25 protein-coding genes are annotated in these 24,480 nt (G+C 69.4%); 15 read left to right on the top strand and 10 right to left on the bottom strand.

Going from position 1 to position 24,480, the window contains the following annotated elements:
* The first annotated feature begins 40 nt into the window (after positions 1-40).
* Positions 41-817, top strand: a complete 777-nt coding sequence (gene pstB, locus AC07FA_RS32250; RefSeq protein WP_479079887.1) for a phosphate ABC transporter ATP-binding protein PstB — start codon at positions 41-43, stop codon at positions 815-817.
* Positions 818-926: 109 nt separating this feature from the next.
* Here pstB and AC07FA_RS32245 read toward each other — a convergent pair whose 3' ends face one another.
* Together AC07FA_RS32245 and AC07FA_RS32240 are read right to left on the bottom strand one after the other, a co-directional pair.
* Positions 927-1,925, bottom strand: a complete 999-nt coding sequence (locus AC07FA_RS32245; protein ID WP_479079886.1) for an inorganic phosphate transporter — start codon at positions 1,923-1,925, stop codon at positions 927-929.
* Positions 1,926-1,930: 5 nt separating this feature from the next.
* Entirely contained in the window at positions 1,931-2,551 is a 621-nt protein-coding gene (locus AC07FA_RS32240; protein WP_073720505.1) for a DUF47 domain-containing protein, read from the bottom strand.
* 198 nt (positions 2,552-2,749) lie between these two features.
* On the opposite strand from AC07FA_RS32240, the gene AC07FA_RS32235 reads away from it, so the two are divergent.
* Complete coding sequence (locus AC07FA_RS32235) at positions 2,750-3,130, top strand: metal-sensitive transcriptional regulator (RefSeq protein ID WP_479079885.1); 381 nt, start codon at positions 2,750-2,752, stop codon at positions 3,128-3,130.
* Positions 3,131-3,195: 65 nt separating this feature from the next.
* Here the strand turns inward: AC07FA_RS32235 and AC07FA_RS32230 are convergent, their stop codons facing one another.
* Both AC07FA_RS32230 and AC07FA_RS32225 read right to left on the bottom strand, forming a co-directional pair.
* Entirely contained in the window at positions 3,196-3,354 is a 159-nt protein-coding gene (locus tag AC07FA_RS32230) for a hypothetical protein (protein WP_479079884.1), read from the bottom strand.
* A 107-nt stretch (positions 3,355-3,461) separates the two neighbouring features.
* On the bottom strand, positions 3,462-4,346 hold the full coding sequence (locus tag AC07FA_RS32225; protein WP_479079883.1) for an SCO4651 family lipoprotein: 885 nt from the start codon (positions 4,344-4,346) through the stop codon (positions 3,462-3,464).
* 177 nt (positions 4,347-4,523) lie between these two features.
* Between AC07FA_RS32225 and AC07FA_RS32220 the strand changes: the two genes are divergently transcribed.
* Both AC07FA_RS32220 and AC07FA_RS32215 read left to right on the top strand, forming a co-directional pair.
* Positions 4,524-4,841, top strand: a complete 318-nt coding sequence (locus AC07FA_RS32220; protein WP_479079882.1) for a hypothetical protein — start codon at positions 4,524-4,526, stop codon at positions 4,839-4,841.
* 177 nt (positions 4,842-5,018) lie between these two features.
* The gene (locus AC07FA_RS32215) at positions 5,019-6,581 is read left to right on the top strand and encodes an FAD-binding oxidoreductase (RefSeq protein WP_479079951.1); all 1,563 of its coding nucleotides are present in this window, start codon (positions 5,019-5,021) and stop codon (positions 6,579-6,581) included.
* Between the two features lie 29 nt (positions 6,582-6,610).
* Here the strand turns inward: AC07FA_RS32215 and AC07FA_RS32210 are convergent, their stop codons facing one another.
* The 5 genes from AC07FA_RS32210 to AC07FA_RS32190 form a co-directional block, all read right to left on the bottom strand.
* On the bottom strand, positions 6,611-7,342 hold the full coding sequence (locus AC07FA_RS32210; protein ID WP_479079881.1) for a phosphatase PAP2 family protein: 732 nt from the start codon (positions 7,340-7,342) through the stop codon (positions 6,611-6,613).
* Positions 7,343-7,607: 265 nt separating this feature from the next.
* Positions 7,608-8,618, bottom strand: a complete 1,011-nt coding sequence (locus tag AC07FA_RS32205; RefSeq protein WP_479079880.1) for a C40 family peptidase — start codon at positions 8,616-8,618, stop codon at positions 7,608-7,610.
* A gap of 100 nt (positions 8,619-8,718) precedes the next feature.
* Positions 8,719-9,222, bottom strand: a complete 504-nt coding sequence (locus AC07FA_RS32200) for a hypothetical protein (protein ID WP_479079950.1) — start codon at positions 9,220-9,222, stop codon at positions 8,719-8,721.
* A gap of 32 nt (positions 9,223-9,254) precedes the next feature.
* A complete protein-coding gene (locus AC07FA_RS32195) occupies positions 9,255-11,042 on the bottom strand; it encodes an alpha/beta hydrolase (RefSeq protein WP_479079879.1) in 1,788 nt (595 codons plus the stop codon).
* Positions 11,039-11,428 carry a hypothetical protein gene (locus tag AC07FA_RS32190; protein ID WP_479079878.1) on the bottom strand — a complete coding sequence of 130 codons (390 nt, stop codon included), beginning with the start codon at positions 11,426-11,428 and terminating at the stop codon, positions 11,039-11,041. Before AC07FA_RS32190 ends, AC07FA_RS32195 begins: the two co-directional genes overlap by 4 nt.
* A gap of 288 nt (positions 11,429-11,716) precedes the next feature.
* Here AC07FA_RS32190 and AC07FA_RS32185 point away from each other — a divergent pair, with 288 nt between their 5' ends.
* The 11 genes from AC07FA_RS32185 to AC07FA_RS32135 all read left to right on the top strand — a co-directional run bounded on the left by AC07FA_RS32185 (position 11,717) and on the right by AC07FA_RS32135 (position 23,765).
* Positions 11,717-12,553, top strand: coding sequence for an AraC family transcriptional regulator (locus tag AC07FA_RS32185; protein WP_479079877.1), 837 nt, complete (start codon positions 11,717-11,719; stop codon positions 12,551-12,553).
* A 114-nt stretch (positions 12,554-12,667) separates the two neighbouring features.
* Complete coding sequence (locus AC07FA_RS32180; RefSeq protein WP_479079876.1) at positions 12,668-13,138, top strand: cupin domain-containing protein; 471 nt, start codon at positions 12,668-12,670, stop codon at positions 13,136-13,138.
* On the top strand, positions 13,135-13,854 hold the full coding sequence (locus AC07FA_RS32175) for an SGNH/GDSL hydrolase family protein (RefSeq protein WP_479079875.1): 720 nt from the start codon (positions 13,135-13,137) through the stop codon (positions 13,852-13,854). The genes AC07FA_RS32180 and AC07FA_RS32175 overlap by 4 nt, the downstream gene beginning before the upstream one ends.
* A gap of 397 nt (positions 13,855-14,251) precedes the next feature.
* Positions 14,252-15,067: a hypothetical protein gene (locus AC07FA_RS32170; protein ID WP_479079874.1), complete on the top strand. Its 816-nt coding sequence runs from the start codon at positions 14,252-14,254 to the stop codon at positions 15,065-15,067.
* Positions 15,068-15,187: 120 nt separating this feature from the next.
* A complete protein-coding gene (locus AC07FA_RS32165; protein ID WP_479079873.1) occupies positions 15,188-16,090 on the top strand; it encodes an aldo/keto reductase in 903 nt (300 codons plus the stop codon).
* Positions 16,091-16,507: 417 nt separating this feature from the next.
* Positions 16,508-16,816 (top strand): hypothetical protein, encoded by a 309-nt coding sequence (locus AC07FA_RS32160; RefSeq protein WP_014047394.1) that lies wholly within the window; start codon positions 16,508-16,510, stop codon positions 16,814-16,816.
* A gap of 181 nt (positions 16,817-16,997) precedes the next feature.
* Positions 16,998-17,864, top strand: coding sequence for a DUF8175 domain-containg protein (locus tag AC07FA_RS32155; protein WP_479079872.1), 867 nt, complete (start codon positions 16,998-17,000; stop codon positions 17,862-17,864).
* Positions 17,854-19,209: a hypothetical protein gene (locus AC07FA_RS32150; protein ID WP_479079871.1), complete on the top strand. Its 1,356-nt coding sequence runs from the start codon at positions 17,854-17,856 to the stop codon at positions 19,207-19,209. Before AC07FA_RS32155 ends, AC07FA_RS32150 begins: the two co-directional genes overlap by 11 nt.
* Positions 19,206-20,756 (top strand): SCO6880 family protein, encoded by a 1,551-nt coding sequence (locus AC07FA_RS32145; protein WP_479079870.1) that lies wholly within the window; start codon positions 19,206-19,208, stop codon positions 20,754-20,756. The genes AC07FA_RS32150 and AC07FA_RS32145 overlap by 4 nt, the downstream gene beginning before the upstream one ends.
* 104 nt (positions 20,757-20,860) lie before the next feature.
* The gene (locus AC07FA_RS32140; RefSeq protein WP_479079869.1) at positions 20,861-22,279 is read left to right on the top strand and encodes an ATP-binding protein; all 1,419 of its coding nucleotides are present in this window, start codon (positions 20,861-20,863) and stop codon (positions 22,277-22,279) included.
* A 1-nt stretch (position 22,280) separates the two neighbouring features.
* Positions 22,281-23,765 (top strand): type IV secretory system conjugative DNA transfer family protein, encoded by a 1,485-nt coding sequence (locus AC07FA_RS32135; RefSeq protein ID WP_479079868.1) that lies wholly within the window; start codon positions 22,281-22,283, stop codon positions 23,763-23,765.
* An 18-nt stretch (positions 23,766-23,783) separates the two neighbouring features.
* Here the strand turns inward: AC07FA_RS32135 and AC07FA_RS32130 are convergent, their stop codons facing one another.
* On the bottom strand, positions 23,784-24,341 hold the full coding sequence (locus tag AC07FA_RS32130; RefSeq protein WP_479079867.1) for a GNAT family N-acetyltransferase: 558 nt from the start codon (positions 24,339-24,341) through the stop codon (positions 23,784-23,786).
* Between the last annotated feature and the right edge of the window lie 139 nt (positions 24,342-24,480).

Here is a 24,480-nt window from a genome sequence, read left to right as displayed (position 1 = left end):
CGCGGCCAACAGCGACCTCCCGAAAGAAGCAGTGATCCACATGGCCAAGCGCATCGACATCGGCGGACTCACCGCCTACTACGGCAGCCACAAGGCCATCGAGGACATCTCGATGACCGTGGAGCCCCGCTCCGTGACCGCCTTCATCGGCCCGTCCGGCTGCGGCAAGTCCACGTTCCTGCGCACCCTGAACCGGATGCACGAGGTCACCCCCGGTGGCCGCGTCGAGGGCAAGGTGCTGCTGGACGACGAGAACCTGTACGGCCCCGGCGTCGACCCCGTCACCGTGCGCCGCACGGTCGGCATGGTCTTCCAGCGCCCGAACCCGTTCCCGACCATGTCGATCTTCGACAACGTCGCGGCGGGCCTGCGGCTGAACGGCAAGTACCGCAAGAGCGAGCTGAGCGACACGGTCGAGAAGTCGCTGCGCGGCGCGAACCTCTGGAACGAAGTCAAGGACCGGCTGAACAAGCCCGGCTCCGGCCTCTCCGGCGGCCAGCAGCAGCGCCTGTGCATCGCCCGCGCCATCGCGGTCGAGCCGGACGTCCTCCTGATGGACGAGCCCTGCTCGGCGCTCGACCCGATCTCCACCCTCGCGATCGAGGACCTGATCGGGGAGCTGAAGGAGCGCTTCACGATCGTCATCGTGACGCACAACATGCAGCAGGCGGCCCGCGTCTCGGACCGTACGGCGTTCTTCAACCTCTCGGCGGTGGGCAAGCCCGGCCGCCTCATCGAGATAGACGACACGGAACGGATCTTCTCCAACCCGTCCGTCCAGGCCACGGAGGACTACATCTCCGGCCGCTTCGGATAACCCCCTGAACGCCTGTGGGTGCTGCATGGCGGTGCCACCCATACGGCAAAGGGTCCGCCCCGCTCTCCCTGAGGAGAGCGGGGCGGACCCATATCGTCTTTCAAGCCCGTCACCCGAACAGCAGCACGACGACCCCGTAGCTCAGCGCAGCGACCAGCGCCGCCGCCGGCATGGTGATGAACCACCCCAGGATGATGTTCTTGGCGACACCCCACCGCACGGCGTTCACCCGCTTCGTGGCACCCACACCCATGATCGCGGACGTGATGACGTGCGTGGTGGAGATCGGCGCGTGGAACAGGAACGCCGAGCCGAACATGATCGACGCCCCCGTCGTCTCGGCCGCGAACCCCTGCGGCGGGTCCAGCTCGATGATCTTGCGGCCGAGCGTACGCATGATGCGCCAGCCGCCCGCGTACGTACCGAGCGAGAGCATCAGCGCACAGGCGATCTTCACCCAGACCGGAATCTCGTCGTTCGGTCCCTCGACATCCGCGATGACCAGGGCCATCACGACGATGCCCATCGTCTTCTGCGCGTCCTGGAGACCGTGACCGAGCGCCATGCCCGCCGCCGAGACCGTCTGCGCGATACGGAAGCCGCGCTTGGCCTTGTGGGGGTTGGAGTTCCGGAACATCCACATGATGCCGACCATCACCAGATAGCCGACGATCAGACCGACGAACGGCGAGATGAACATCGGGATGACGATCTTCTCCAGCACACCGTCCCAGTGCACCATCGTCCCGCCGGCCAGCGCCGCGCCGACCATGCCGCCGAACAGGGCGTGCGAGGACGAGGACGGCAGACCGTAGTACCAGGTGACGAGGTTCCAGATGATCGCGCCGACCAGCGCCGCGAACAGGATTCCCATCCCCTTCTGCCCCTCGGGCGTGGCGATGAGCCCTTCGCTGACGGTCTTGGCGACCCCCTGGCCCAGGAAGGCGCCTGCGAGGTTCATCACGGCGGCCATCGCCAGGGCCGCACGCGGGGTCAGCGCCCGGGTGGAGACCGAGGTGGCGATGGCGTTCGCCGAGTCGTGGAAGCCGTTCGTATACGTGAAGCCGAGCGCGACACCGATGGTCACGATCAGCGCAAAGGTGTCCACGAGGTTCAGGACTCCTTGACCGCGATGGTCTCCACGGTGTTCGCGACGTGCTCGAACGCGTCAGCGGCCTCTTCCAGCACGTCCACGATCTGCTTGAGCTTCAGCACCTCCATGGCGTCGTACTTGCCATTGAAGAGCTGCGCGAGCAGCTTGCGGTGGATCTGGTCGGCCTGGTTCTCCAGACGGTTGACCTCGATCCAGTACTCGGTGAGGTTCTCCATGGTCCGCAGACTCGGCATGGCCTCGGCGGTCAGTTCCGCCGCCCGGGCCAGGACCTCGATCTGCTGCTCGACACCCTTGGGGAGCTCTTCGACCTGGTACAGAACGACCAGGTCGACGGCCTCCTCCATGAAGTCCATGATGTCGTCGAGCGACGAGGCGAGGTTGTAGATGTCCTCGCGGTCGAAGGGCGTGATGAACGAGGAGTTGAGCTGGTGGAAGATCGCGTGGGTGGCATCATCCCCCGCGTGCTCCGCTGCCCGCATACGCTCCGCGATCTCGACTCGGGAGGCAGAATCCGCCCCGAGCAGTTCCATCAGGAGCTTCGAGCCCGTGACGATGTTGTCCGCGGATGCGGAGAACATGTCGTAGAAGCTCGTCTCCCTGGGGGTCAGACGAAAGCGCACGTGGGGTCCTCGGGATGCTTTGGATTCGGTCAGGCTGATGCTAGGCGCATCATCCGGCCACGGCTAACCGGCGTTCTTCAGTGTCGCCCATCGGGCACAGTGATCAGCACGGACCCCCGGTCACGTTTCGGCTGGATTCGGTACCATATACCCGGCGGGGGTATATGGAGGCAGGGCTACAGACAACGGGAGGATGCAATGACCACCACCGAGGCCACTGAGGCAGCCGGTTCCACGGGCGCGGAGCCCGGCACGGAAGCCGGTGCGGCCACCGTCGTCACCGACCACGACCGCGGTATCCACGGCTACCACCACCAGAAGGACGAGCACCTCAAGCGCCTGCGCCGGATCGAGGGCCAGGTCCGCGGCCTCCAGCGGATGGTCGACGAGGACGTCTACTGCATCGACATACTGACCCAGGTCTCGGCATCCACCAAGGCCCTCCAGTCCTTCGCGCTCCAGCTCCTGGAGGAGCACCTGCGCCACTGCGTCGCCGATGCCGCCGTCAAGGGCGGCGAGGAGATCGACGCGAAGGTCGAGGAGGCCACGAAGGCCATCGCCCGCCTGCTCCGTACCTGAGCCGGCGCCACGACCCCCGCGACGTGCGCGAAGTCACCCCCGGCGGCCCGCCAGCCGGGGGCCGGCTACCGGTCGCCGGTCCTGACGTTGAGCACCTCGTCGATACGGTCGGGACTGAGCCGGTCCTCACGGGCGGCCGAGGCCGCGATCATGAGCTCGCCGCAGAGTTCGATCTCGGCCAGGGCCAAACAGTCCTGAACGTTCGGGGCGCTGAGCGTCACCACGTGCGTCACCTCTCTCTGCCGTCGCCGACTCCTGGCGCACCGGCTTCCTAGCGTAGGGAGCGGACCACGCACCGCGCATGGCACGGACGGACCATTTCGCCCCCCTCCTACCGGTCCCCTCCGCCGCCCTGCCCCTGCTGGATCAAACCCGTGTAGATGTCGCCCCGGTCCGGCAACCGCACGGTGACCGGCACCCCGAACCCGTACAGCAGCATCGTGGACACCACCGCCACCGGCGGCCCCTCGGAGGCGAAGCTGAAGCGGTGGCGCACCTTGCGCAGCCGTCCGTCCTCGTCGAGGTACGCGTCGAACGGCACCGTGTCCGTGCTGAACCCTTTGGCTGCCGCGGCCAGCGCACCCCGCGACCGCTCGGACGCGGCGCGCGCCGCCCGCCCGAGGTCGGCGGTCCCCCGGTAGTGATGCACCGTCACCCCGGCGAGCTCCGTCTTCCCCACGTACGTCACCTCACGGGCCCCGCGCAGCAGTTCGGCGGCGGCCATCGGATCGGTCACCCCGCCCGTGACGAGATTCCCGTCCTCCAGCGCGGTCGTATCGACCCGCACCCACTTCTCGTCGGGCACCCCGGCACCACGGTTCTTCATGTACAGCGCCCCCGGGGCCAGCAGCTCGGTGATCGGCCGGTGCCCGGCCTCCCCGGCGGCGTCCCTCGGCAGGACGACCTTGATACGCCCCAGCTGCCCTCGGAAGTCGTACGCCCCCTCGCCCCTGATCGTCACCCGCGTCCCGCCGGCCGAGGTCTCCATCGACGTACGCATCTCCGCGCTGCCCGCGGCGGCTAGCACGTCCGCGGCCCGTCGAAGCGTTTCACTCGGGCCACCGGCTCCGGGCGCCCCGGCCCGGAGTTGCCCCCCGCGCCCGTCACCGCCGCCGCTCCCGCCGGAGCACCCGGCGGTCACCGCCATCACACCCGCCACGGCGAGGGCGCAGACAGCCAGGGCCCCGCCTCCGCACCTGTGCTGCTGCACCACCATCGCCTGCCAACCCCCAACGACCAACCCTGCATGAGCCCCCCACCCGCCCCGCCTAACGACCACCGGGGTTCCCCGTCACGCCGCCCGCGCCCGCCCTTGTCCGCGGGCGCCCCCCTCCGGCACATCGATCGGTGCACCGGCCCGCCGTGACGGGGCCGCCGCCAGTACCGTGGACGCGTGCATGAGGAAGCCCCCACCCAGGCCCCGGACCACTCCCGCATCCCGGCCCTCCACACGGCCGGCCGGACCACCCCGCCCCAGCCAGGCACCACGTCCGTCGACGGGCAGGGCGCCGTTTCGCCGCACGACGCGCTAGACAACGCGCCACACGACATGCCGCACGACGTCACCACGACCGAACGGGGTTCGTTCTGTCTGGCCCACTGCACCTGCGGCTGGCGGGGACCCGCACGCCGGTCCCGCGACCGGGCCCGTACCGACGCCGAACAGCACCTGTCCATACCCGAGGACGCGCCGGAATCCCGGGGCGCCTGACACCTCACCGCCTCACCGCCTGATCAGCCGATCGGCCGGGGCCCGACCCGGAGGCCGCCCATGAACCGGCCGCACAGCCCGAAGGCCCCGACACCACCGATCCCGCCGGCCGGACCCGCGCTCTCCCCGGCCGGCCCCGCACCCCAGCGCCGTACCGTGCTCAACGCCGCACTGGCCATGGGCGCGGCCGCGACGCTGACCGCGGCCACCGGCTGCGGCGCGGGCGGCGACCACGGCGCGGGCGGGGCATCGGCCACCCGCCTCCCCGAGACCCCCGGCCCCACCCCGGCACCCCCCGCCTCACCCGGCCCCGGCCCCTCGGCCGCCGACTGGCCGGCCCTCGGCCACGGCCTCGACGGCCTCCTCGTACGCCCCGGCGACTCCGCGTACGCGAGCGCCCGGCAGCTCTACAACACCCGGTTCGACCCGCTGAAGCCCGCAGCGGTCGCGTACGTACGGCACGAGGACGACATCCGCGAGTGCCTGGCCTTCGCCCGCAGGACCGGTACGCCCGTGGCGATCCGCAGCGGCGGCCACTCGTACGCGGGCTGGTCCAGCGGCAACGGCAGGCTGGTCATCGACGTCTCCTCGCTCGCCCGCGTCGACGGCGACGGCACCATCGGGGCAGGCGCGAGACTCGTCGACGTCTACCGAGGGCTGGCCCGCCACGGCAGGGCCGTCCCGGGCGGCTCCTGTCCGACGGTCGGCATATCGGGCCTCACCCTCGGCGGCGGCCACGGTGTCGCCTCACGCGCCTACGGCCTGACCTGCGACAACCTGACATCCGCCACCCTGGTCACCGCCAACGGCACCACGCTCACCGCCGACGCCGACCACCACCCGGACCTCTTCTGGGCCCTGCGCGGCGCGGGCAACGGTCACTTCGGCGTCGTCACCGAACTCCGCTTCCGCACCCGCCCGGCCCCGCAGACCGTCAGCGGACACCTCTCCTACCCCTGGTCCCGCGCCCACGCGGTGCTCGCGGCCTGGCAGGAGTGGGGCCCGGAGCAGCCGGACGAGATCTGGTCCTCCGTCCACCTCGACGCGGGCCCGGGCGGAGAGACACCGACCCTCTCGATCGCCGTGTTCTCACTCGGCACGTACGGGGATCTGCAGAACGCCGTGGACCGGCTCGCCGAACGCGTCGGCGCCTCGGCCTCCTCCGTAACCCTGCGCCGGCGCGGCTTCCTGGAGGCGATGCTCGTGTACGCGGGCTGCTCGGGTCTCACGGACGCGCAGTGCCGCCTACCGGGCCCGACGCCGGGCCGTGACGAGGGCGGGGCGCTCCAGCGCGAGGCGTACGCGGCGGCCTCCGACTTCTTCGACCGGCCGCTCCCCGGGGCGGGCCTGCGGGCGCTGATCGACCGGGCGGAGGCCTTCACCCGGATTCCGGTGGAACAGGGCGGCGGCGAAGGTTCCCTCGTCCTCACCGCGCTTGGCGGGGCGATCAACCGGGTCGACCCGCGGGCGACCGCGTTCGTCCACCGCCGCTCACGGGTACTCGCCCAGTACGTCGGCGCCTGGCGGCCGGGGACCTCCGGAACGGCCCACCAAGGCTGGCTGAAAAACACCCATGCGGCGCTGCGCCGGTACGCGTCCGGGGCCGCGTACCAGAACTACGTCGACCCGAATCTGGCCGACTGGCGGAAGGCGTACTACGGCACGGCCGCCGACCGGCTCACCCGCCTGAAGACGCGGTACGACCCGGACCGCCTCTTCACCTTCCCCCAGTCCCTCTGACCTTTGGGCCCCTGGACCCCTGCCGCCCGTCAGGCGGCGAGGTCCTTCTCTCCCGCACCACCGCCGCCCGACCCGGGCCGCGGCTCGGGGATGCCGAGCGCCCTGCCCCGGTCGTCGGCCGAAGCGGCGACCGGCCTGCTGGAGCGGACGAGGCGGCCGACCCGGCCGGACCGGGACACCGCCGTCACGACCGGCGTCAGCAGGGCCATGGCGAGCGGCGCGAGGAGCAGTGCCACCGCCGTACCGAGAGCGAACCCGCCGATGACGTCCGTCGGATAGTGCACGCCCATGTAGACCCTGCAGAGGCCTTCGGTGAGCGCGAGGGCGAGAGCGGCGAACCCGAACTTCCGGTTGGCCACGAAGAGTCCGACGGCGATCGCCATCGCCATGGTGGCGTGGTCGCTGACGAACGAGAAGTCCGTCTTTCCCGCCACGAGGACGTCGAGTCCGTCGTGATCGTTGAACGGGCGTGGCCGCTCCACGAAGCCCCGGATCGGGATGTTGATGAGCAGGGCGATCCCGGCGGCCAGCGGCGCCCAGACGATGCCCGCGACAGCCGTCACCGAGTCCTCGACGGTCCCACGCCGGCGAACGCTCCACCAGCACCACAGGGCGACCAGGACCATGCCGAGCATGATCCCGTACTCACCGACGAACTCCATGACCCGGTCGAACCAGGCGGGAGAGGCCTTCGCCAGCCCGTTGATGTCGTAGAGCAGGCTGACGTCGGGGTTCGACCCATCGAGTGCGAGTCCAGCCATCTGCCGCGGCCCCTTGCCTTGTCTGCTGCTGCGGCGCACACAGACGTGCGCTGCTTCGGTCGACCCCCGTGTTCGGTGCGATACCGCGTGTACCGGGCAGCGCCGCATGGTCAGTGCGCATGCTGCCCCAGTCCAGGAAACGGTCTGTCAGCTGCGTACGTTCCGACCTCCACCGAATGATCACCATGACGTTATCGAAGAGAGACTCATCGTCGCAGCTCAGGGCCCAGGCTTCACAGAGAGTTCCGGCCACGGCAACGCCCCGTCAGGCTTGCGGGAGGTCGGTCGGAAGAGCCGCCGCGCCGTCCTTAGTGACCCTCGTCGCACCGAAGTAGTCGGGGGTGTCGATCTTGTCGAACCGGATGACGGACCCGGTGTACGGAGCGTTGATCATGTACCCGCCTCCGACGTAGAGCCCCACGTGACGGATGGTCCGCGAGTTGGTCAGATCGTCGGAGAAGAACACCAGGTCCCCGGGGAGCAGTTCATCCCGCGAAGGGTGCGGCCCGGCGTTGTACTGGTCGTTGGCGACGCGGGGCAGCTCGATACCGACGGTCCGGTACGCGGCCTGCGTCAGCCCGGAACAGTCGAACCGCCCGCCCTGCTCGGCCGTGCCGTTGCCACCCCAGAGATAGGGCGTGCCGAGCCTCTCCTGCGCGAAGTAGATGGCCCCGGCCGCCTGCCGCGAGGGCGCGACACGGCCGACGGGCCTGGCGAAGCTCTTCTCCAGCGACCGGATGATCCTGACGTAGTTCTGCGTCTCCGAGATGGCGGGCACCCCGCCCGCCCGGATCACCCGGTAGGCGCCGGCGTTGTAGGCCGCCAGCATGTTGTTGGTCGGGTCGCCCGGAACCTTCTTCACGTACCCGGCGAGCTCGCAGTCGTACGAGGCGGCGGACGGAATCGCATCGGCCGGGTCCCACACGTCACGGTCCCCGTCATTGTCCCCGTCGATCCCGTGCGAGGCCCAGGTCCCGGGGATGAACTGCGCGATGCCCTGAGCGGCGGCATGACTCTGGGCCCTCGGGTTCCAGCCGCTCTCCTGGTACAACTGCGCTGCGAGGAGGGCGGGGTTGATGGCGGGACAGAGGTTGCCCCACTTCTCCACCAGGGGCTGATACCGCGCCGGAACGGCCCCCTTGGCCAGCCCGACGACCCCTCCGCCCCCACCCCCGGCGAGTCCGGCAGCGGCGGAGTACGTACCGACGACGAGCAGCGCCACGAAACACAGACACAACCCGATCCCACCGCCGACAACCACCCAGTATTTCCGCACCCCTCAACCATCCCCCATCCGGGCACGGTTCATGGGCCGATTCGCTGGTGTGTACGGGTGGGAGGGGGCGTGACGGGGGTGCGGGGGGCGTGACGCGGGGTCAGGAGGCTCCGGCTGACCAGAAGTCGGAGCGGATGTTGGGGCGGGGGATGTGCTCCATGCCCTCATAGGTGGGGGCGGTGGGCTTGGTGGTGGAGTCGGCAACCTCCGATTCCATCACGCAGGGGCTGTTAACTCGGAAGAACGCCTGCCCCTGGCCGCCGAATCGGAGGCTCACCGCGAAATTCTCCTTGGTCTGAGCATAGATCGCCGGGAAGTCGGCATCGTTATTGATCGCCTTGATTCGATACCCCTCTTTCCGCCAGAAACGATCTACGAGGCCAAGGAAGCTCCCCCTGCGCTCCGGTGAGATCACGGTCATGATCGTGCGCCGACGGGACACGTCACAAATTCCCGTGGTGGTTGGGCCATGGGTCCAATGCACTTCCGGTCGCACCTCATGGAGCACTGCATTAAGAATGCCGTCAGAATGGTCCGCCGCATCTTGCATATTCATGCCATCCGCCTCTTCGCTCGCACAGCCGGGCAACGTGAAGGCCAACATCACTGCCAACGCAATAGCTTGAAATCGACGCCTCACCGCGGCTCCTCCAACTTGATCTTATGAGCCCTGCCAGCAGCAATCAGAGCGATGCTGTCCGCCGAATCAACATCCAATTCCGGATCAAAGTATTGAGAATGCGCATCAGATGAGATCCCATGAGTGCCGATAACTCGCGGTCCATCATCCACACGGAAGCGCCTCGCCCCAAATGCTTCACTCGCCGGGTCCTTGCCGAACCACCGGTCGTCATCCCCTCGATCTGCCAGCCCGCCAGCCACATACCCGACGGGACCGAAAGCTGCACCGAGATTTCCCTGCAATTTGGATGGAGCCTTTGTCACCACATCATTTTCCGCCGATCCGACAAAGACGTGGTCCCTGCCCACGCCAAGGTCCTCAGCGCGGTCCACACCGACCCCAGGGCTACCAACGAGCACAATGTCGTCAACTCCTGGCACCCCAGATCCCTCCTGCGCGGCCGCACCTACAGTCCGTGACCCGTACGAGTGCCCAATGGCCGTCATATGCGGATCCTCGTTTTCGTTAGTCGCTACCAGGCCGCCCATAAATCCGCTGAAGGAACGCCCACCCTTCTCCGCTCGTTCATCGCCCATCACTGCGAGGCTATCCAACCCATCAGGCGCCTGTGGCGCGTCGTATCCCAACCAGGCGATCACTGCACTGGAACTATCGATATCGCGGATAGCGACGGCGGTGTCGCGCGCACGTTTGAGATCACCCTTCGCGAACTGCTCATCCAGGGACGTGTTCAACCCCGGCACGTATGCCGACACATTCCTAGACGTATCCGGATTCCCATACGCCACGATCGCCCGACCGTTCCCCTGATCCCCGATGCCCAGCAAATACATCGGCGGCTCGCCAGGTTTGGGAACCGCCTGCAACTGCCGGTCGATCTCCCGCAACCCCGCCAGCTTCGTCACCGCGTCCTCGTCGTCCCGCCCCTCCAACTTGCCGATCAGAAGCTGAAGGTTGTCCCGGTTGGCCGAGTCGCGTACGAGGGCCGGGATCCCGTCCAGGTTGCCGATCTGGTCGGGGTACACCGCGAGGTACTCCTCACGCTGCTCCTGCGTCAGGCCGGCCCACCACGCGCCGCGTTCGGCAGGAGTCGCGCCCAACGGGATGGCGTCCTTCAGATACCCCCGCGCCGCCCCCCGCACCGCAGCCGCGTCCCCCGCCGCGTCCGTCCACGTCGAGTCCGGGACCTTCAGGCCCTCCTCCGCCTTCAGCCTCCGCAGAATCCGCGCGTACCGCCAGTCGATCTCGGCCGCCGTCCGCACCGCCTTCACGACCCGGTCCGCGATGTCCTGCGCCTTCGCCGCGTTCGGATTCGGCGCAACGAGGCCGGACGGCGCCACCAGCCCCGGCACCCCTCCCCCGGACGCCGTCCCACCCACCAACGGCTTCCCCTCGACCAGCCCCTCCCCCGCCGCCGGATACGTCACCGACCCATCCGCGTGCACCGTGAACTTCAGCGCGCCCGCCTCGTCCAGCGCATCCGCCAACACCCGCTGCTGCGCCCTCATCTCGTGGGCCAGGCTGTTCAGCGTCGTACGGAGCAGGCCGCACTCCGTATAGACGTACTGGAAGTTCCGGCTCAGCTGCCGCAGCCGCCCCACCGCCGCATCCGCCGCCTCGCCCTGCTCCGTCTCGCGCAAACCGTTCAGCAGCTGCTGCTCGATCCGGTCCCGAGCCGCGTCGGCCCGGTTGCTCGCCCGGCCCCAGCCGTCGGCCGCCCCCTCCAGTTCGCCGCACTTCAGGTCCCGTAACTTCGCCCACGTCAGCACCGACCCGCTCACCGCGCCCTGCCCCCGCCCTCGCCCGCCACCGGCGCGAAGGACGAGCGCACGGCCTCGTTCGTCTCGCCCTGCGCACGCGCCACGGCCCGCAACTTCCCCGCGAGGCTCGCGCACTCGCCCTGCGCGGTCGCGATCCTCCGCTCCCACGACTCGCGTACGGTGCCCAGTTCCGCCAGCGCGGTCAGGTCGCCGGCCCCCGCCAGCAGCCCTTCGTGCGCCGCCCCCAGCTCGGATTTCACCGGCGCCAGATGCGTCCGCATCGCCTCCGCGCCCCCAGCGGCCCGCGTCCACGGCCCGTCGCTGTGCTTCAACGTCCGGCTGCCACCACCGCCACGCGGACCTGCCAGGTCACTCAGCCTCTGCCCCACCACGGCCACACCGCTCACCCCGCTCCTTGATCGTGGAGCGGCACTGTCCCAGATCCGCAGTGCGCGACACGCCCCGCGCTCGCCGCGCGGCGAGGGCGCCGAGCCCGTCCGGCCCCCAGATCCCTGGCGCCGCCATCAACGCACCCCTCTCCCCGATTCACTCGATCGGTGGAGGAGCGGCCACAGGGGGGTTGCACACGAGGAGCTCACCGCCACGCCAGGTGCGGTTCCCTGATGGGGACCGTGGCCCGGGCACGAGCTGTCGTACGTCGTCTTCCTGGGCCGGGCGGCTCGTACACTGCCGAAATGGAGGACCACACGGCCACCGGGATCAGTGCACGTCCGGCGCCCCTCTTGCGGGAGTACGTCGACTCGTATGTCGGCTTCGACCTCCGCGGGCTCCCGACGGGGGTGCACTGCGGCCCGCCGAGCCGCGCACTCACCGCGGTGATCAGCCTGTCAGATCCTTTGGAGGTGGCGGCGGGCGTTGACGACGGGTCACCGGTCACCCGATTCGGCAGCGTGGCCGGCGGTCTGATGTGCCGGTCCGTCGCGATTCACCACGACGGACGCCAGCAAGGTGTCCAGGTATCGCTGACACCGCTCGGGGCCCGGGCCATCTACGGCATGCCGTCCGCCGAGCTCGCCCACCGACTGGTCCCACTTGACGAGCTTCTCGGAGCGCTTGCCGTTGAGTTGGTCGACCGGCTCCGATCGGCGACAACGTGGGCGGCGCGGTTCACCGCGCTGGACGAATTACTCCTCCGAGCTGTCGGCCGTGGCGCCCGCGGCGACCATGTGCGTGGGGTGCGCCCCGAAGTAGCCGAGGCATGGCGCCGCCTCGTAGCCGCGCGGGGTTGCGTCCAGGTTGGCGCGGTCGCCGCGGAACTCGGCTGGAGCCGTCGGTACCTCACCGAGCGGTTTCGCGGTGAGGTGGGCCTGTCGCCGAAGACCTTCGCCCGAGTCCTGCGCTTCGAGCACGCGCACGACCTGGCGGCGGCGCAGGACCCACTCCCGTGGGGCGATGTGGCAACCGTCTCCGGCTATGCCGACCAGGCCCATCTCATCCGGGACTGGCGCGAGTTCACGGGCCGGTCGCCGACGGCCTGGCGTCGCAGCGAAGTCCTCCTCGGAGCCGGGTAGCCGGGTAGCCGGGTAGCCGGGTAGCCGGGTAGCCGCCAACCGTCCGCCCTTCGCGTCGGCTTCTCTTCCCATTTCTTCAAGACCGCCCGATCGCTGTCGTGGACGATCGTCGGCATGAGACTCGTCAACCACGAACGCAATGCCGTGGACCTGCGGACCACCCCCGTGCACCTCGGACTGGGATCGAGAGCGCAACCCGTCGAGGGTTTCACCTGGGACCCGGAGGTGCTCCAGGCCTACAGCGCCGCCGTCGCGGCCGACGGCGCCGAGGGCCGGATGGTGATGATCTTCGACGGCGACGGGCTCGGCGACCATTGGGAGAGCCACCCCGCAGGCGACGAACTGGTCGTTTGCCTCAGCGGGTCCGTGACGGTCACCCGCGACGTGGACGGGGTGCCCGAGCCCGTTCTGCTCGGGCCGGGCGAGGCCACCATCAACCCGGCCGGGGTATGGCACGTGGTCGACATGGAGGGGCCGACGTCCCTCCTGGCCATCACTGCCACCCTCGGCACCGACCACCGTCCTCGGACCGACACCCGCCCGACCGAACGCGTCGGCGCGCTCAGCCCGGAGGAAGCGCCGTGACGACACGCATCGCGTGCCTCGGCGACAGCCTCACCCGCGCGCAGTTCAGCGTCGACTACCTGGATCTCCTCGGACGACGCCACCCTCCCGGTGACATGCAGCTTGCCCGTTTCGGCGCCAACGGCGACTTCGCCTACAACCTCTTGCAGCGCCTCGATACTGTCGTCACGAACCCACCCGATGTGATCACCGTGTTGATCGGGACCAACGACGCCCGAGCGAGCCTTGCCGGCTACCCCGTCGAGCAGGCCATGAAGCGCAAACAGCTCCCCGATCGCCCGTCGGCCGGCTGGTTCCAACAGTGCCTGGGAGCCGTCGTCGAACGGCTGCGAGCGGAGACCGACGCGACGATCGGTCTGCTGTCGCTACCGGTACTCGGCCAGCAACTCGACGGAACGGCGGCACAGGCATCGCAGGCGTACAGCCGGATGATCGCCGAGGTAGCCGCCACCAACGAGGTGGCCTACCTTCCGCTCCACGAACGCCAGATCGAGGAACTGCGTCAAGCGGACCCGCCGCCGATTTCATACCGGGAGGTGACGCCCGCAGCGGTCGTCGGCGTCCTCCTCCAGCACGCAGTGCTGCGCCGCAGCCTCGACACGATCTCGCGGCGGCGAGGTCTCGTGCTCACGACCGACCACATCCACCAGAACAGCCGCGGCGCCACCCTCATCGCCGAGGTCATCGACGCCGGTCTGCTGACCCGGAGCGCGTAGCTGGTACCGGCGCCCGGCCAGTCGGTTGCCATCTACCGCGCGGAGATGGCACGGCTTCGGGCAGTGGCTCGGTACCGACAGGCAGGACGCCGTGGGCTGCTCGTCCGAGGCACGGGACAAAAGCGCGTCCAGCGTGATGCCCCGCTCGCCCGCTTCCCTCAGAAATTGTGTTTCAGGGACAGTCCCCCAGGGATAGCCAACTGCACCGCATCGAGACCGACACCGCACCCGGGAGCGCCAACGCCCGCCAGTGACGCCTGGTACCGCCCTCTCACACCCTGACCGTCCCCCCTCGCGCGTCATGCCCATGCCGCTGATAACCTGCCGCCCCGCCCGTCGGTGCCACGTGCCCCGGCGGGCGGTTTCGCATCCCGTACACGCAGCAAAGAGGTGTGCATTGAAGGCAGGCAGCAGAACCGGCACCGTGGCCGCGATCGTGGGGGCCCTGGCCCTCTCGGTGTTCAGCGCCCCGACGGCCCAGGCCGCGGACACCGGCGTCACCGTGTCATCGGTGGTGATCAACGGAGGAAAGCCCATCGTGGTGGGCACCTCGGACGAGAAGACCCCGCCCGTCACCTTCCGAGTCTCCCTCCCCTCCGGCTACAACACCGACGATCCGTTCGCCTGGCAGGCGGAACCGTTCCTCTTCCACGGCACCACCCCCGCCAAGGGGGCGAACAGCGGCGGCCTCCACATGGGGTCGTACACGTGTTACGACGAGAGCTACCGGGTGGCCCGCTGCGAGGGCGAGCTCACGATCGACCCGCGTTACGACCTCGACTCGAACGGCGACGCCACCACCTGGAAGATCGGCATGGCGGCCAGCCTCTTCACGTCCAACGGTGGGCTCAAGACCGAGGAGTACGCGACGCTTTCCGGCGGCGTCCAGATCAAGCGATGGGCGAAGGCCACAGCCAACGCCGGCCCCGAACCGGTCAGCAAGGGCAAGGCCCTCACCGTGACCGGCAGCCTCAAGCGTGCGGACTGGGTGAAGCACTCGTACACCGGTTACGGCAGCCAGTCGGTCAAGCTCCAGTTCCGCAAGAAGGGCACCTCCGCCTATTCCACCGTCAAGACCGTGACGGCCGGCTCGACGGGCGCCCTGAAGACCTCCGTCACCGCGTCCACGGACGGGTACTGGCGCTGGATCTTCGGCGGAACCTCCACCACCGGCCCCGCCACCAGCTCGGGCGACTTCGTCGACGTGCGCTGACCCACGCGTGAGCCACGCCGTGCCGACAGCCCCGCCAGGAGCTGCCGGCACGGCCGAACACCGGCGGGCACTCGGCCGGATACCTGCGGGCCCCACACCCCCAACTGGCAGAATCCGCTGATGACCTCAGAGGAAACGATCAACGCAGCAGCCGCAGGCACCTGGAAGCTGGGCGACCTTCCGGTCAACCGGATCGGATTCGGCGCCATGCGCCTCCCCCAGACCGGCGAAGCACTCACGGCCGAGGCCACGCCGAGCGACCGGGGACGCGCGATCGCCGTACTGCGCCGCGCGATCGAACTCGGTGTGAACCACATCGACACCGCCGCCTTCTACTTCTCTCCCCTGCGCTCCGCCAACGAACTGATCAACCACGCGCTCGCTCCCTATCCGGACGACCTCGTCATCGCCACCAAGGTCGGACCGGGCCGCGACCCCGCGGGCGACTGGATAGACCACGCCGCCACCCCGGAGCAGCTGCGCGGCCAGGTCGAGGAGAACCTGCGCCAGCTCGGCCGCGACCACCTCGACGTCGTGAACCTGCGCATCGTCGGCACCGGGTCGATCGCCGAGCGCTTCGGCGCTCTGGCCCGCCTGCGCGAAGCCGGGCTCATCCGCCACCTCGGCCTCTCCAACGTCACCGCCGAGCACCTCACCGAGGCCCAGGCCATCGCGCCGGTGGTGTGTGTACAGAACCAGTACGGCATCGGCGCCCGGCCGGAACAGGAAGCGCTCCTGCGCAGGTGCGGCGAGGAGGGGATCGCGTTCGTGCCGTTCTACGCGATCGCGGGCGCCGGGCGCGAGGCGGGCATGGGCGCCGGTACGACGGAGAGCGAGCAGGTACGCGCCGTCGCCCACGCGCACGGAGTGTCCCCCGCCCAGATCCGGCTGGCGTGGACCCTGCACCGCGGACCGCACGTCCTGGCCATCCCCGGCACCGGCAACCCGGACCACCTGGTCGACAACGTCGCCGCCGGCGCGATCGAACTCTCCGCGGACGACCTGGCCCAGCTCTCCTCGTGACCGGCCCCCACGACGGCCCTCGGTCCACGGGCGCCGGGCGGAGACCGAAACGCGCCACTGACGCGCGCCGCACCGTGCTCTGACGCCACGTCGGCCGAAAGTCCACCGGCGCGACAACGGCTCTCGAACGGCGCGTACGAACGGGACGCCCTGACCGAACGCTGCAACCGCATCAGGAACCCGGGGCCATCGTCGTTGCTCGTGGTCACACCCCGTGATACACAGAGTAACCATGCATATGCACGGAGATGTGGACACGAGCCGCAGGTCAGGGTGGTCGTCCCGGTCAAACGTGCGAGATCCGGGTAAAGAGACACGGGAAGGCGTCGTACGGGCGCGGTTTCATCAGCGAAGATAGAAGGCGACCCGTGCCGGACGGTACGGGCGGCGAACTACCCAACAGGGGCGGTGACTTACATGATCCTGGCAGCTGAAAAGGGCGACATCACCACCATCATCGGCGGAATCGCCCCGAACTGGGGGCCGTTCGGCACCCTCGGCAACGAGGCACGCATCATGATCGAGGTGGTGATGGCCGTAGCCATCCTGCTCTGTCTCGGCATCGCCATCTGGGGCGCGGCCAAGCAACGCATCGGTGCGACGGCCCTGCGCGACACGTTCAGCGCCGAACAGGGCAAGGGCCTGATCGTGGCCGGACTCACGGGCGTCTTCATCATCGGATCGCTCGGCACCCTGTTCACCATCGTGTACGGCATGGCGGTCTGACCCGACGTCATCCGTTCCACCCCGGGCCGTCCCCGCCCACCTCACACCATCCGTCCGTCGTGCCCACCGGCTGAGGTTGCGTCTCCCTGATGTCCAGTCACCACACCGCGCACGCGCGGCAACCAGCACAGCTACCGTCGTACTACGCGGCACTGCAGACGGCTGAGGGGGCTTACGCGGCATGAGCCAGGGCGACGATCACGGTTACCGCGGCGATACGGGCGGTCGCGGCGACGACCCGTACAGCACGCTGGGCGGCACGCGCCAGACCCGCACACGCCTCCCCGACGGCGACGGCGGCGACCACGGCCGCCGCCCCGCCCGCGCCTCCCGCTCCCTCGTCATGGTGGTGGGCGTGGTCGTCCTCCTCATCGCAGCGATCGCGTTCGCGAACCGCGGCGGAGGCAACAACGAGGACGCGTCCGGCGGCACCACGAAAAAGCCGGGCACGACGGACACGGGCCCCACAGCCGCCACCGGCACGAAGCCGGTCACAGGCAAGAACGGCACCATCGCCTCGGGCTTCGCACATGACGAGCAGGGGGCGCAGAGCGCGGCGGCGAATTATGCGGTGGCGCTGGTATCAGCGGAGATCCTCAAGCCCGATCGCCGGGGCGAGATCGTGCGCCAGATCTTCGTCGCACAGCGGGTTGGTGAGCTGGAAGCCAAGTTCAACGAGGCTTACAACGATGAGTTCCTCGGCAAAGTCGGGCTCGACCAGAACGGCAATGCCGCCGAGGGCCTGACATACGTCTCAAGAACCACTCCCGTCGGAACCAAGGTGACCGCGTACTCGGCCAGCTCCGCCACCGTCGAGGTCTGGTGCACCGGTGTCTTCGGCACGGCGGGCATCAGTTCCACCAATCCGGTGAGCAGCGACTGGTTCACCATGACGCTGCAGCTCCAGTGGGTGACTGACGACTGGAAGGTCGACAGCTTCGCTCAAAAGGAAGGCCCCGCCCCGGTCAACACAGACCGTACGGCTTCCAACGCTGACGAGATCGCCAGGGCAGTCCAGGAGTACGGAGGGTTCACATATGCCCGCTAGCACGCGCCACGTACTCAAGATCGGCACGATCCTCGCCGGCGCTCAGGCCACGCTGGTGATCCTGGCGACTCGCGCCGCCGCTGCTCCGTCTCCAACGCCGACACCGTCCGGCAAAGACGACTGCGACCTCATCGTCGGCCCCGCCAAGGACTACTGCGAAGGCGACGACGCCGCCGGCTCCGCCCGCCGCGCCCCCACCACCACCGACGACGCCCTCGACCCCCTCTCCTCCCTCGCCCGCGGCTGCGCCGACGCCGCCGCCTGGATCGTCGGCAAGCTCAGCGAGGCCGTGAAGAGCACGGCGAACGTCGACTTCACCAACCCCACGTTCCTCCAGCAGTACGCCGTCGTCTTCGCGGCCTCCACCGTCCTGACCCTCGTCCTGTGGCTGCTCGCCGTCGCCAAGCGCGCCATCCGCGGCGTTCCGCTGGCCACCGCCGTGTCCGAGGCCGTCGGCTTCCTCTGGCTGACGGTCCTCGCCTCCGCCTTCACCCCGCTCATCCTCTACACCATCGTCTCCGCCACCGACGGAATCACCGAAGTCATCTCCTCCGCGAGCGGCAGCGAGACGGACGTCTTCTTCGGATCGTTCGCCAAGGCCCTCGAAAAGGGTGACGACATCGGCGGCGGACCGATCATGCTGATCGTCGTCTCGCTCGTATCGATCCTCGCCGCCGGAGTCCTCTGGCTGGAGCTCGTGATCCGCGCCGCCCTGCTCTACGTCGGCGCGCTCCTCGGAGTCGTCGTCTACGCCGGGCTCGTCGACAAGAACATGTGGGGCCACGTCCGCCGCTGGGCAGGCATCATGATCGCGGTGATCATGGTCAAGCCGGTCATCGTCATCGTGCTCGGCCTCGCCGGAGCCCTCTCCGAGGACGACGGGCCGAACGCCTTCTCCGCCGTCGTCTCCGGCCTCTCCATCATCCTGCTGGCCATCTTCGCCTCCGCCATGATCTACCGCTTCGTCCCCGGCTTCGGCGACGAGATCCAGGGCGCCCGCACCAACCGCAAACAGGCCACCGACGGCTCCCAGGCCGCAGCCCTGATCAGTTCCCCCGCCGCCCTCGTCTCCCAGGGCATCAAGACCCACAGCGGCCGCAACGACCAGAACAGCGGCGGCGGAGGCGGAGGCGGAGGTGCCCGCTCCGCCAACCCTGCCAGCGGCGGCGTCGCCGCCCACAGCTCCCGCGGCACCGGCGGCAGCGGCAGCGGCGGGTCCGCCGCCGCGCCCCCGCCCCGCAGCGGTTCCGGTCCCACCTCCGGTACACCCCACAGCAGCCGCTCCCCCCGGGGCGGCAGTTCAGGCAGCACAGGTAACAACAGCACAGGAGGTGGAGGGCGTTGACGACTCAGTCCCACAACATCGCGCCCCGCCGTACGTATCTCATCGGCCGCGCCCGGCCCAACGCCATCGTCGGCAAGAACCGCGAGACCGGTGAGATCGCGCTGATCATCGTCGGCGCGTTCCTCGGCATGATGAGCGGGCTGATCGTCCCCGTCCTGTCCCTGCGGATCGTGCTCCTCATGGGCTTCCCGCTGCTGGCCCTCGCCATCGTGTACGTCCCGTACAAGCACCGGACCTTCTACAAGTGGTTCGAGATCAACCGCAGCTTCAAGCGGTCCCTGCGCCGGGGCACCGCCTACCGTTCCCCCGCCATGGAAGCCGGCGTCAGCGCCGACGGCCGTGAGGTCGAGATCGGCCCGCCCCCCGGCATCGGCCGGATCAGCTGGCTCGCGGCCCCCTTCGGCCCCGACGAGATCGCCGTACTCCTGCACGCCGACCGGCGCACGGTCACCGCCGCCATCGAGATCGAGGGCCCCGGCGTCGGCCTGCGCGACAGCGAGGACCAGGAGGCTCTGGTCGACCGTTTCGGCACCCTCCTCAAGCACGTGGCCAACGGCGACGGCTTCGTGACCCGCCTCCAGATGCTGGCCCGCACCCTGCCCGCCGACCCCGACGCACACGCCAAGGACGTCGCCCAGCGCGGCGACGCGACCTCCCCCGGCTGGCTCCAGGAGTCCTACGACCAGCTCCAGTCGATGGTCTCCACCTCCAGCGAGCAGCACCGCGCCTACCTCGTCGCCTGCATGCACTACAGCCGCGAGCTGGCCGCCGAGGCCAACGCCATGGCCCGCGCCGCCCGCCCCCACGGCGGCCGCAAGCTCGACCGCGACTCCGGCCTCGCCGTGGTCATGGCCCGCGAGCTCACCGACATCTGCGCCCGCCTCGCCGAGGCCGACATCCGGGTACGCCAGCCGCTCGGCCAGAGCCGCCTCGCCTCCCTCGTGCACTCCATGTACGACCCCGACCACCCCATCGACCACATCCAGGCGATGACCAAGCGCAACGCCTGGCCGGCCGAACTGGACGCCGTCGAGCCGACGTTCCTCCAGGCCAAGACCCGCGAGTCCACCACCCGCGCCCCCTGGTGCCACGCCACGGCCTGGGTGAAGGAGTGGCCGATGACGCCCGTCGGCGTCAACTTCCTGGCCCCGCTGCTCGTACACACGCCGGACGTCATCCGTACGGTCGCGGTCTGCATGGACCTCGAACCCACCGAGGTCGCCATCGAGCGCATGCTGACCGAGAAGACGAACGACGAGGCCGAAGCGAGCCGCCAGGCCAAGATGAACCGGACCGTCGACCCGCGCGACATCGCGGCCCACGGGCGACTCGACCAGCGGGGTGAAGATCTGGCCAGCGGCGCGGCCGGAGTGAACCTGGTGGGGTACATCACCGTGTCGTCCCGTTCACCCGAGGCCCTCGCCCGCGACAAGCGCACGATCCGGGCCTCGGCCGGCAAGTCCTATCTGAAGTTGGAGTGGTGCGACCGCGAGCACCACCGCGCCTTCGTGAACACCCTGCCGTTCGCCACCGGCATCCGCCGCTGACGACGCACCCCGCCCACCGCCCACCACTCACCGACGCCCAACACGCACCACTCACCACACACCGCACCGAGTTCCGCGAGACCGAGAGGGAGGTCATTCACGCCATGCGAGATCCGCTGTCCGCGTTGTCGGACGCCTTTACCGCCTTCCTCTTCGGGAAGGTCGAGACGACCCGGCTGCCCGTCCGTACGTCGACGGGCCAGGCCCAGGCCGTCTATCTGCCGACCGCAGCCCCCGGGCTCGGCGACTCGGGCGTCATCATCGGGCGCGAGGTGTACTCGGGCAAGGGCTACATCTACGACCCCTTCCAGCTGTACGGACAGCAGCTGCCCGCCCCGCACTGGCTGGTCCTCGGCGAGTCCGGCAACGGCAAGTCCGCGCTGGAGAAGACGTACGTGCTCCGCCAGCTCCGCTTCCGCGACCGCCAGGTCGTCGTCCTGGACGCCCAGGGCGAGGACGGGGTCGGCGAGTGGAACCTCATCGCCCAGGAGCTGGGCATAACCCCCATCCGCCTCGACCCGACCGCCGCCCTCAACGGCGGCATCCGGCTCAACCCCCTCGACCCGGCGATCACCACGACCGGCCAGCTCGCCCTGCTCCGCACGATCATCGAAGTCGCCATGGGCCACGGCCTCGACGAACGCTCCGGCTTCGCGCTGAAGGTCGCTCACGCGTTCGTGAACGAGACCATCACCGACCGGCAGCCGGTCCTCATGGACATCGTGGAGCAACTGCGCCACCCGAAGCCCGAGTCCGCCGAGGCGATGAACGTCGACATAGACGACGTACGGGCCTGGGGCCTGGACGTCGCCCTCGTCCTGGACCGCCTGGTCGACGGTGACCTCCGCGGCATGTTCGACGGCCCGACGACGGTCGGCATCGACCTCGACGCCCCACTGATCGTCTTCGACCTCTCACACATCGACCGCAACTCGATCGCGATGCCGATCCTGATGGCGATCGTGGGCGTGTGGCTGGAACACACCTGGATCAGGCCCGACCGGAAGAAGCGCATCTTCCTGGTCGAAGAGGCCTGGCACATCATCAACTCCCCGTTCGTCGCCCAGCTCTTCCAGCGACTGCTGAAGTTCGGCCGCCGTCTCGGCCTGTCCTTCGTCGCCGTCGTCCACCACCTCAGCGACGTGGTCGACGGAGCCGCCGCCCGGGAGGCGGCCGCGATCCTCAAGATGGCGTCGACACGCACGATCTACGCCCAGAAGGCCGACGAGGCCAGAGCCACCGGGAAGGTGATCGGCCTGCCCAGGTGGGCGGTCGAGATCATCCCGACCCTCACCCCAGGCATCGCCGTCTGGGACGTCAACGGCAACGTACAGGTGGTCAAACACCTCATCACCGAAGCCGAACGTCCCCTCGTCTTCACGGACCGCGCGATGACCGAGGGCTCGTCGAACGACCTGCTTCCCGAGGACGTACGAGCCGCGGAGCTGGAGGCGGAGCAACGGGCGGCCCGGATCGAGCACCAGCAGCGGATGAACGAGTCGTCCGAGTCCACGGTGGCCTGACATGGCAGCGAACCGAGAGGAACGCGGCACCGGAGGCCTCCCCGACGGGCTGCTGGTCGGTCTCCTGGGCCTCCTGTTCGGCCTGACCGTCCTGGGCTGGACAGCCACCGGCCTGGCCGGCCTGTTCGCCCACGGCGCCTGGCCGCAGGGGGTCACGTTCACCGGGACACCCCTGGCCCTGCGTGCACTGGCCACCGATCCGCAGAACCTCCCGGGCGCCTGGCCCGCCACCCCGCCGGGCGACCTCTCCGGGTACGGGCTGTTCTGGGGCCTGTTCATCGGCGAGCTCATGGTGCTCCTGGTGCTGACGGTGTTCGTCCTGGGGGCCGTGGCCCGCTGGCGCGTCGTACGGGAGACCCGCCGAAACGAACGCCACGCCCAGGTCCAGGTCCAACCCCAGCCCCAGACCCAGGCCCCTACGTACGAAGCCCCCGCGCCGGTACAGGCGCGGCCCGCCCCGGCCCCCACGTACGTCGAAGCCGTCCCCGAGCCGACACCCACCCCCACGGCCCCCGCCGCCCCGGCCCCGCTCGTCCCCTCCCCCCGCGCCCCACACCTCGTGTACGGCCCCGCCGCCACCCGCCGCCCCGCAGCCGTCCAGGCCATCCAGGACGCCGAGGGACCCGTCCTCGTGGTGACCTCCGACCCCACGGTCTGGGCCGAGACGAAGGACGCCCGCGGCAAGCTCGGCCCCGTCCTCGTCTACGACCCAGGCCACCTCTGCGACACCCCGGCCCGTCTCCACTGGTCCCCCACGGCCGGCTGCGAAGACCCCGACGTGGCCACGGCCCGCGCCACCGCACTCCTCGCCCCCGTGCGTCCGCAGGCCCGCATGGACGCGGCGACGGCGGACACCGCGGAGACACTCCTGAAGTGCTGGCTGCACGCCGCGGCCGTCGACGGCCGCCCCTTCCGCCAGGTCCACCGCTGGGCCCTCGGCGGCAACGCCCACGAAGCGGTACGTCTCCTCCGTACGCACCCGAAGGCCGCATCCGGAATCGCCGGCCTGCTGGAGTCCGCGCTCACCGCCCATCCCGAACGCCGCGAACTGGCCCAGGAACTGACGGTACGGGCGTTCGCCGCCCTCTCCTCGGTCCACGTCCGCGAGGCCTGCACACCGAACCGGGCGGATTCGCTCGCACTGGAATCATTCACGCGTGAAGGGGGAACGCTGTATGTGGTCGGTGAACCCATCGAGGACCCCCGTTCCCGCCCCGGTGCAATGCCCCTGCTCACTGCACTGTCCGCGCACGTGGTCGAGCACGGCCGCCGCCTGGCCGCACGGTCAACCGACGGTCGGCTCGACCCACCAATGACGCTCGTCCTCGACGACGTCGCGGCCGTTGCTCCGCTTCCCCAGCTTCCGGAGCTGCTGTCGACCGGTCAGGACCAGGGCCTGCCGCCTCTGGTCCTGCTCCGCTCGCCGGAACAGGGCCGCGCCCGCTGGCCCCGGCCTCTTGAGGTGCCCAGCACGGGCATCCACTAGGCCGACGCACTCACGACGTCACGGCCGGTCCCGCTCGATCACGTACTCCAGCTCCTGGGAAGCCGGGTCGTGCGGAACTGGCACGGTCTGCCCGGACGGTACGAACCCGATCCTGCGGTAAGCGGCCGCGGCACGCGGATTTCCCTCGTGCACATGGAGCCGCACGCGCTCGATACGCGGATCGGTCAGCGACCAGGACCAGTCGATCGCGGTACGGAACAGCTCGTCCGTCAGGCCCTTCCCCCGGTCCTGCTCGTGCACGAAGACACCGACCAGGTGGGTCTGGTCGACCTCGGCAGCGGCCCCGAACCGCGTATCGCCGTCCGGCCGCTCCACCAGGACCGTCACGGTGCCCGCGAGGCCGCCGTCGGGCCGTTCGGCGATGAACTGCCGCGCCACGACACCCTCGGCCGCATCGGCGGTCCGCTGCTGCCAGAACGCGTCGGGCTGGGCCACGCCTTGCTCGTACGTCTCAAGAAAGGCGACGGGTGCCATCGGGTCCTGGAGAGCTGCCAGTCGAAGTTCCTTGGCCAACTGCCAGTCCTCGGCGCGAACCCCTCGAATCACATAGTCCATTGGAAGATCTTGCCCCGCCGGCCGTGACCGCGCAAACAGTATGTGAACGCAGAAAAGCCCCGTGCCACAAGGGCACGGGGCTTTCCCGGAATAATTGTTCGGCGGCGTCCTACTCTCCCACAGGGTCCCCCCTGCAGTA

This window comes from Streptomyces sp. NPDC045968 (assembly GCF_056430475.1).
This window is presented reverse-complemented; position numbering and strand designations above follow the sequence as displayed.

Excerpts from the sequence above, each read along its gene's own strand:
- pstB (WP_479079887.1), top strand. The coding sequence starts at position 41 with ATGGCCAAGCGCATCGACATCGGCGGACTCACCGCCTACTACGGCAGC.
- AC07FA_RS32235 (WP_479079885.1), top strand. The coding sequence starts at position 2,750 with ATGACCACCACCGAGGCCACTGAGGCAGCCGGTTCCACGGGCGCGGAG.
- AC07FA_RS32225 (WP_479079883.1), bottom strand. The coding sequence starts at position 4,346 with ATGGTGGTGCAGCAGCACAGGTGCGGAGGCGGGGCCCTGGCTGTCTGC.
- AC07FA_RS32215 (WP_479079951.1), top strand. The coding sequence starts at position 5,019 with ATGGGCGCGGCCGCGACGCTGACCGCGGCCACCGGCTGCGGCGCGGGC.
- AC07FA_RS32210 (WP_479079881.1), bottom strand. The coding sequence starts at position 7,342 with ATGGCTGGACTCGCACTCGATGGGTCGAACCCCGACGTCAGCCTGCTC.
- AC07FA_RS32200 (WP_479079950.1), bottom strand. The coding sequence starts at position 9,222 with ATGTTGGCCTTCACGTTGCCCGGCTGTGCGAGCGAAGAGGCGGATGGC.
- AC07FA_RS32185 (WP_479079877.1), top strand. The coding sequence starts at position 11,717 with ATGGAGGACCACACGGCCACCGGGATCAGTGCACGTCCGGCGCCCCTC.
- AC07FA_RS32180 (WP_479079876.1), top strand. The coding sequence starts at position 12,668 with ATGAGACTCGTCAACCACGAACGCAATGCCGTGGACCTGCGGACCACC.
- AC07FA_RS32165 (WP_479079873.1), top strand. The coding sequence starts at position 15,188 with ATGACCTCAGAGGAAACGATCAACGCAGCAGCCGCAGGCACCTGGAAG.
- AC07FA_RS32160 (WP_014047394.1), top strand. The coding sequence starts at position 16,508 with ATGATCCTGGCAGCTGAAAAGGGCGACATCACCACCATCATCGGCGGA.
- AC07FA_RS32155 (WP_479079872.1), top strand. The coding sequence starts at position 16,998 with ATGAGCCAGGGCGACGATCACGGTTACCGCGGCGATACGGGCGGTCGC.
- AC07FA_RS32150 (WP_479079871.1), top strand. The coding sequence starts at position 17,854 with ATGCCCGCTAGCACGCGCCACGTACTCAAGATCGGCACGATCCTCGCC.
- AC07FA_RS32140 (WP_479079869.1), top strand. The coding sequence starts at position 20,861 with ATGCGAGATCCGCTGTCCGCGTTGTCGGACGCCTTTACCGCCTTCCTC.
- AC07FA_RS32135 (WP_479079868.1), top strand. The coding sequence starts at position 22,281 with ATGGCAGCGAACCGAGAGGAACGCGGCACCGGAGGCCTCCCCGACGGG.
- AC07FA_RS32130 (WP_479079867.1), bottom strand. The coding sequence starts at position 24,341 with ATGGACTATGTGATTCGAGGGGTTCGCGCCGAGGACTGGCAGTTGGCC.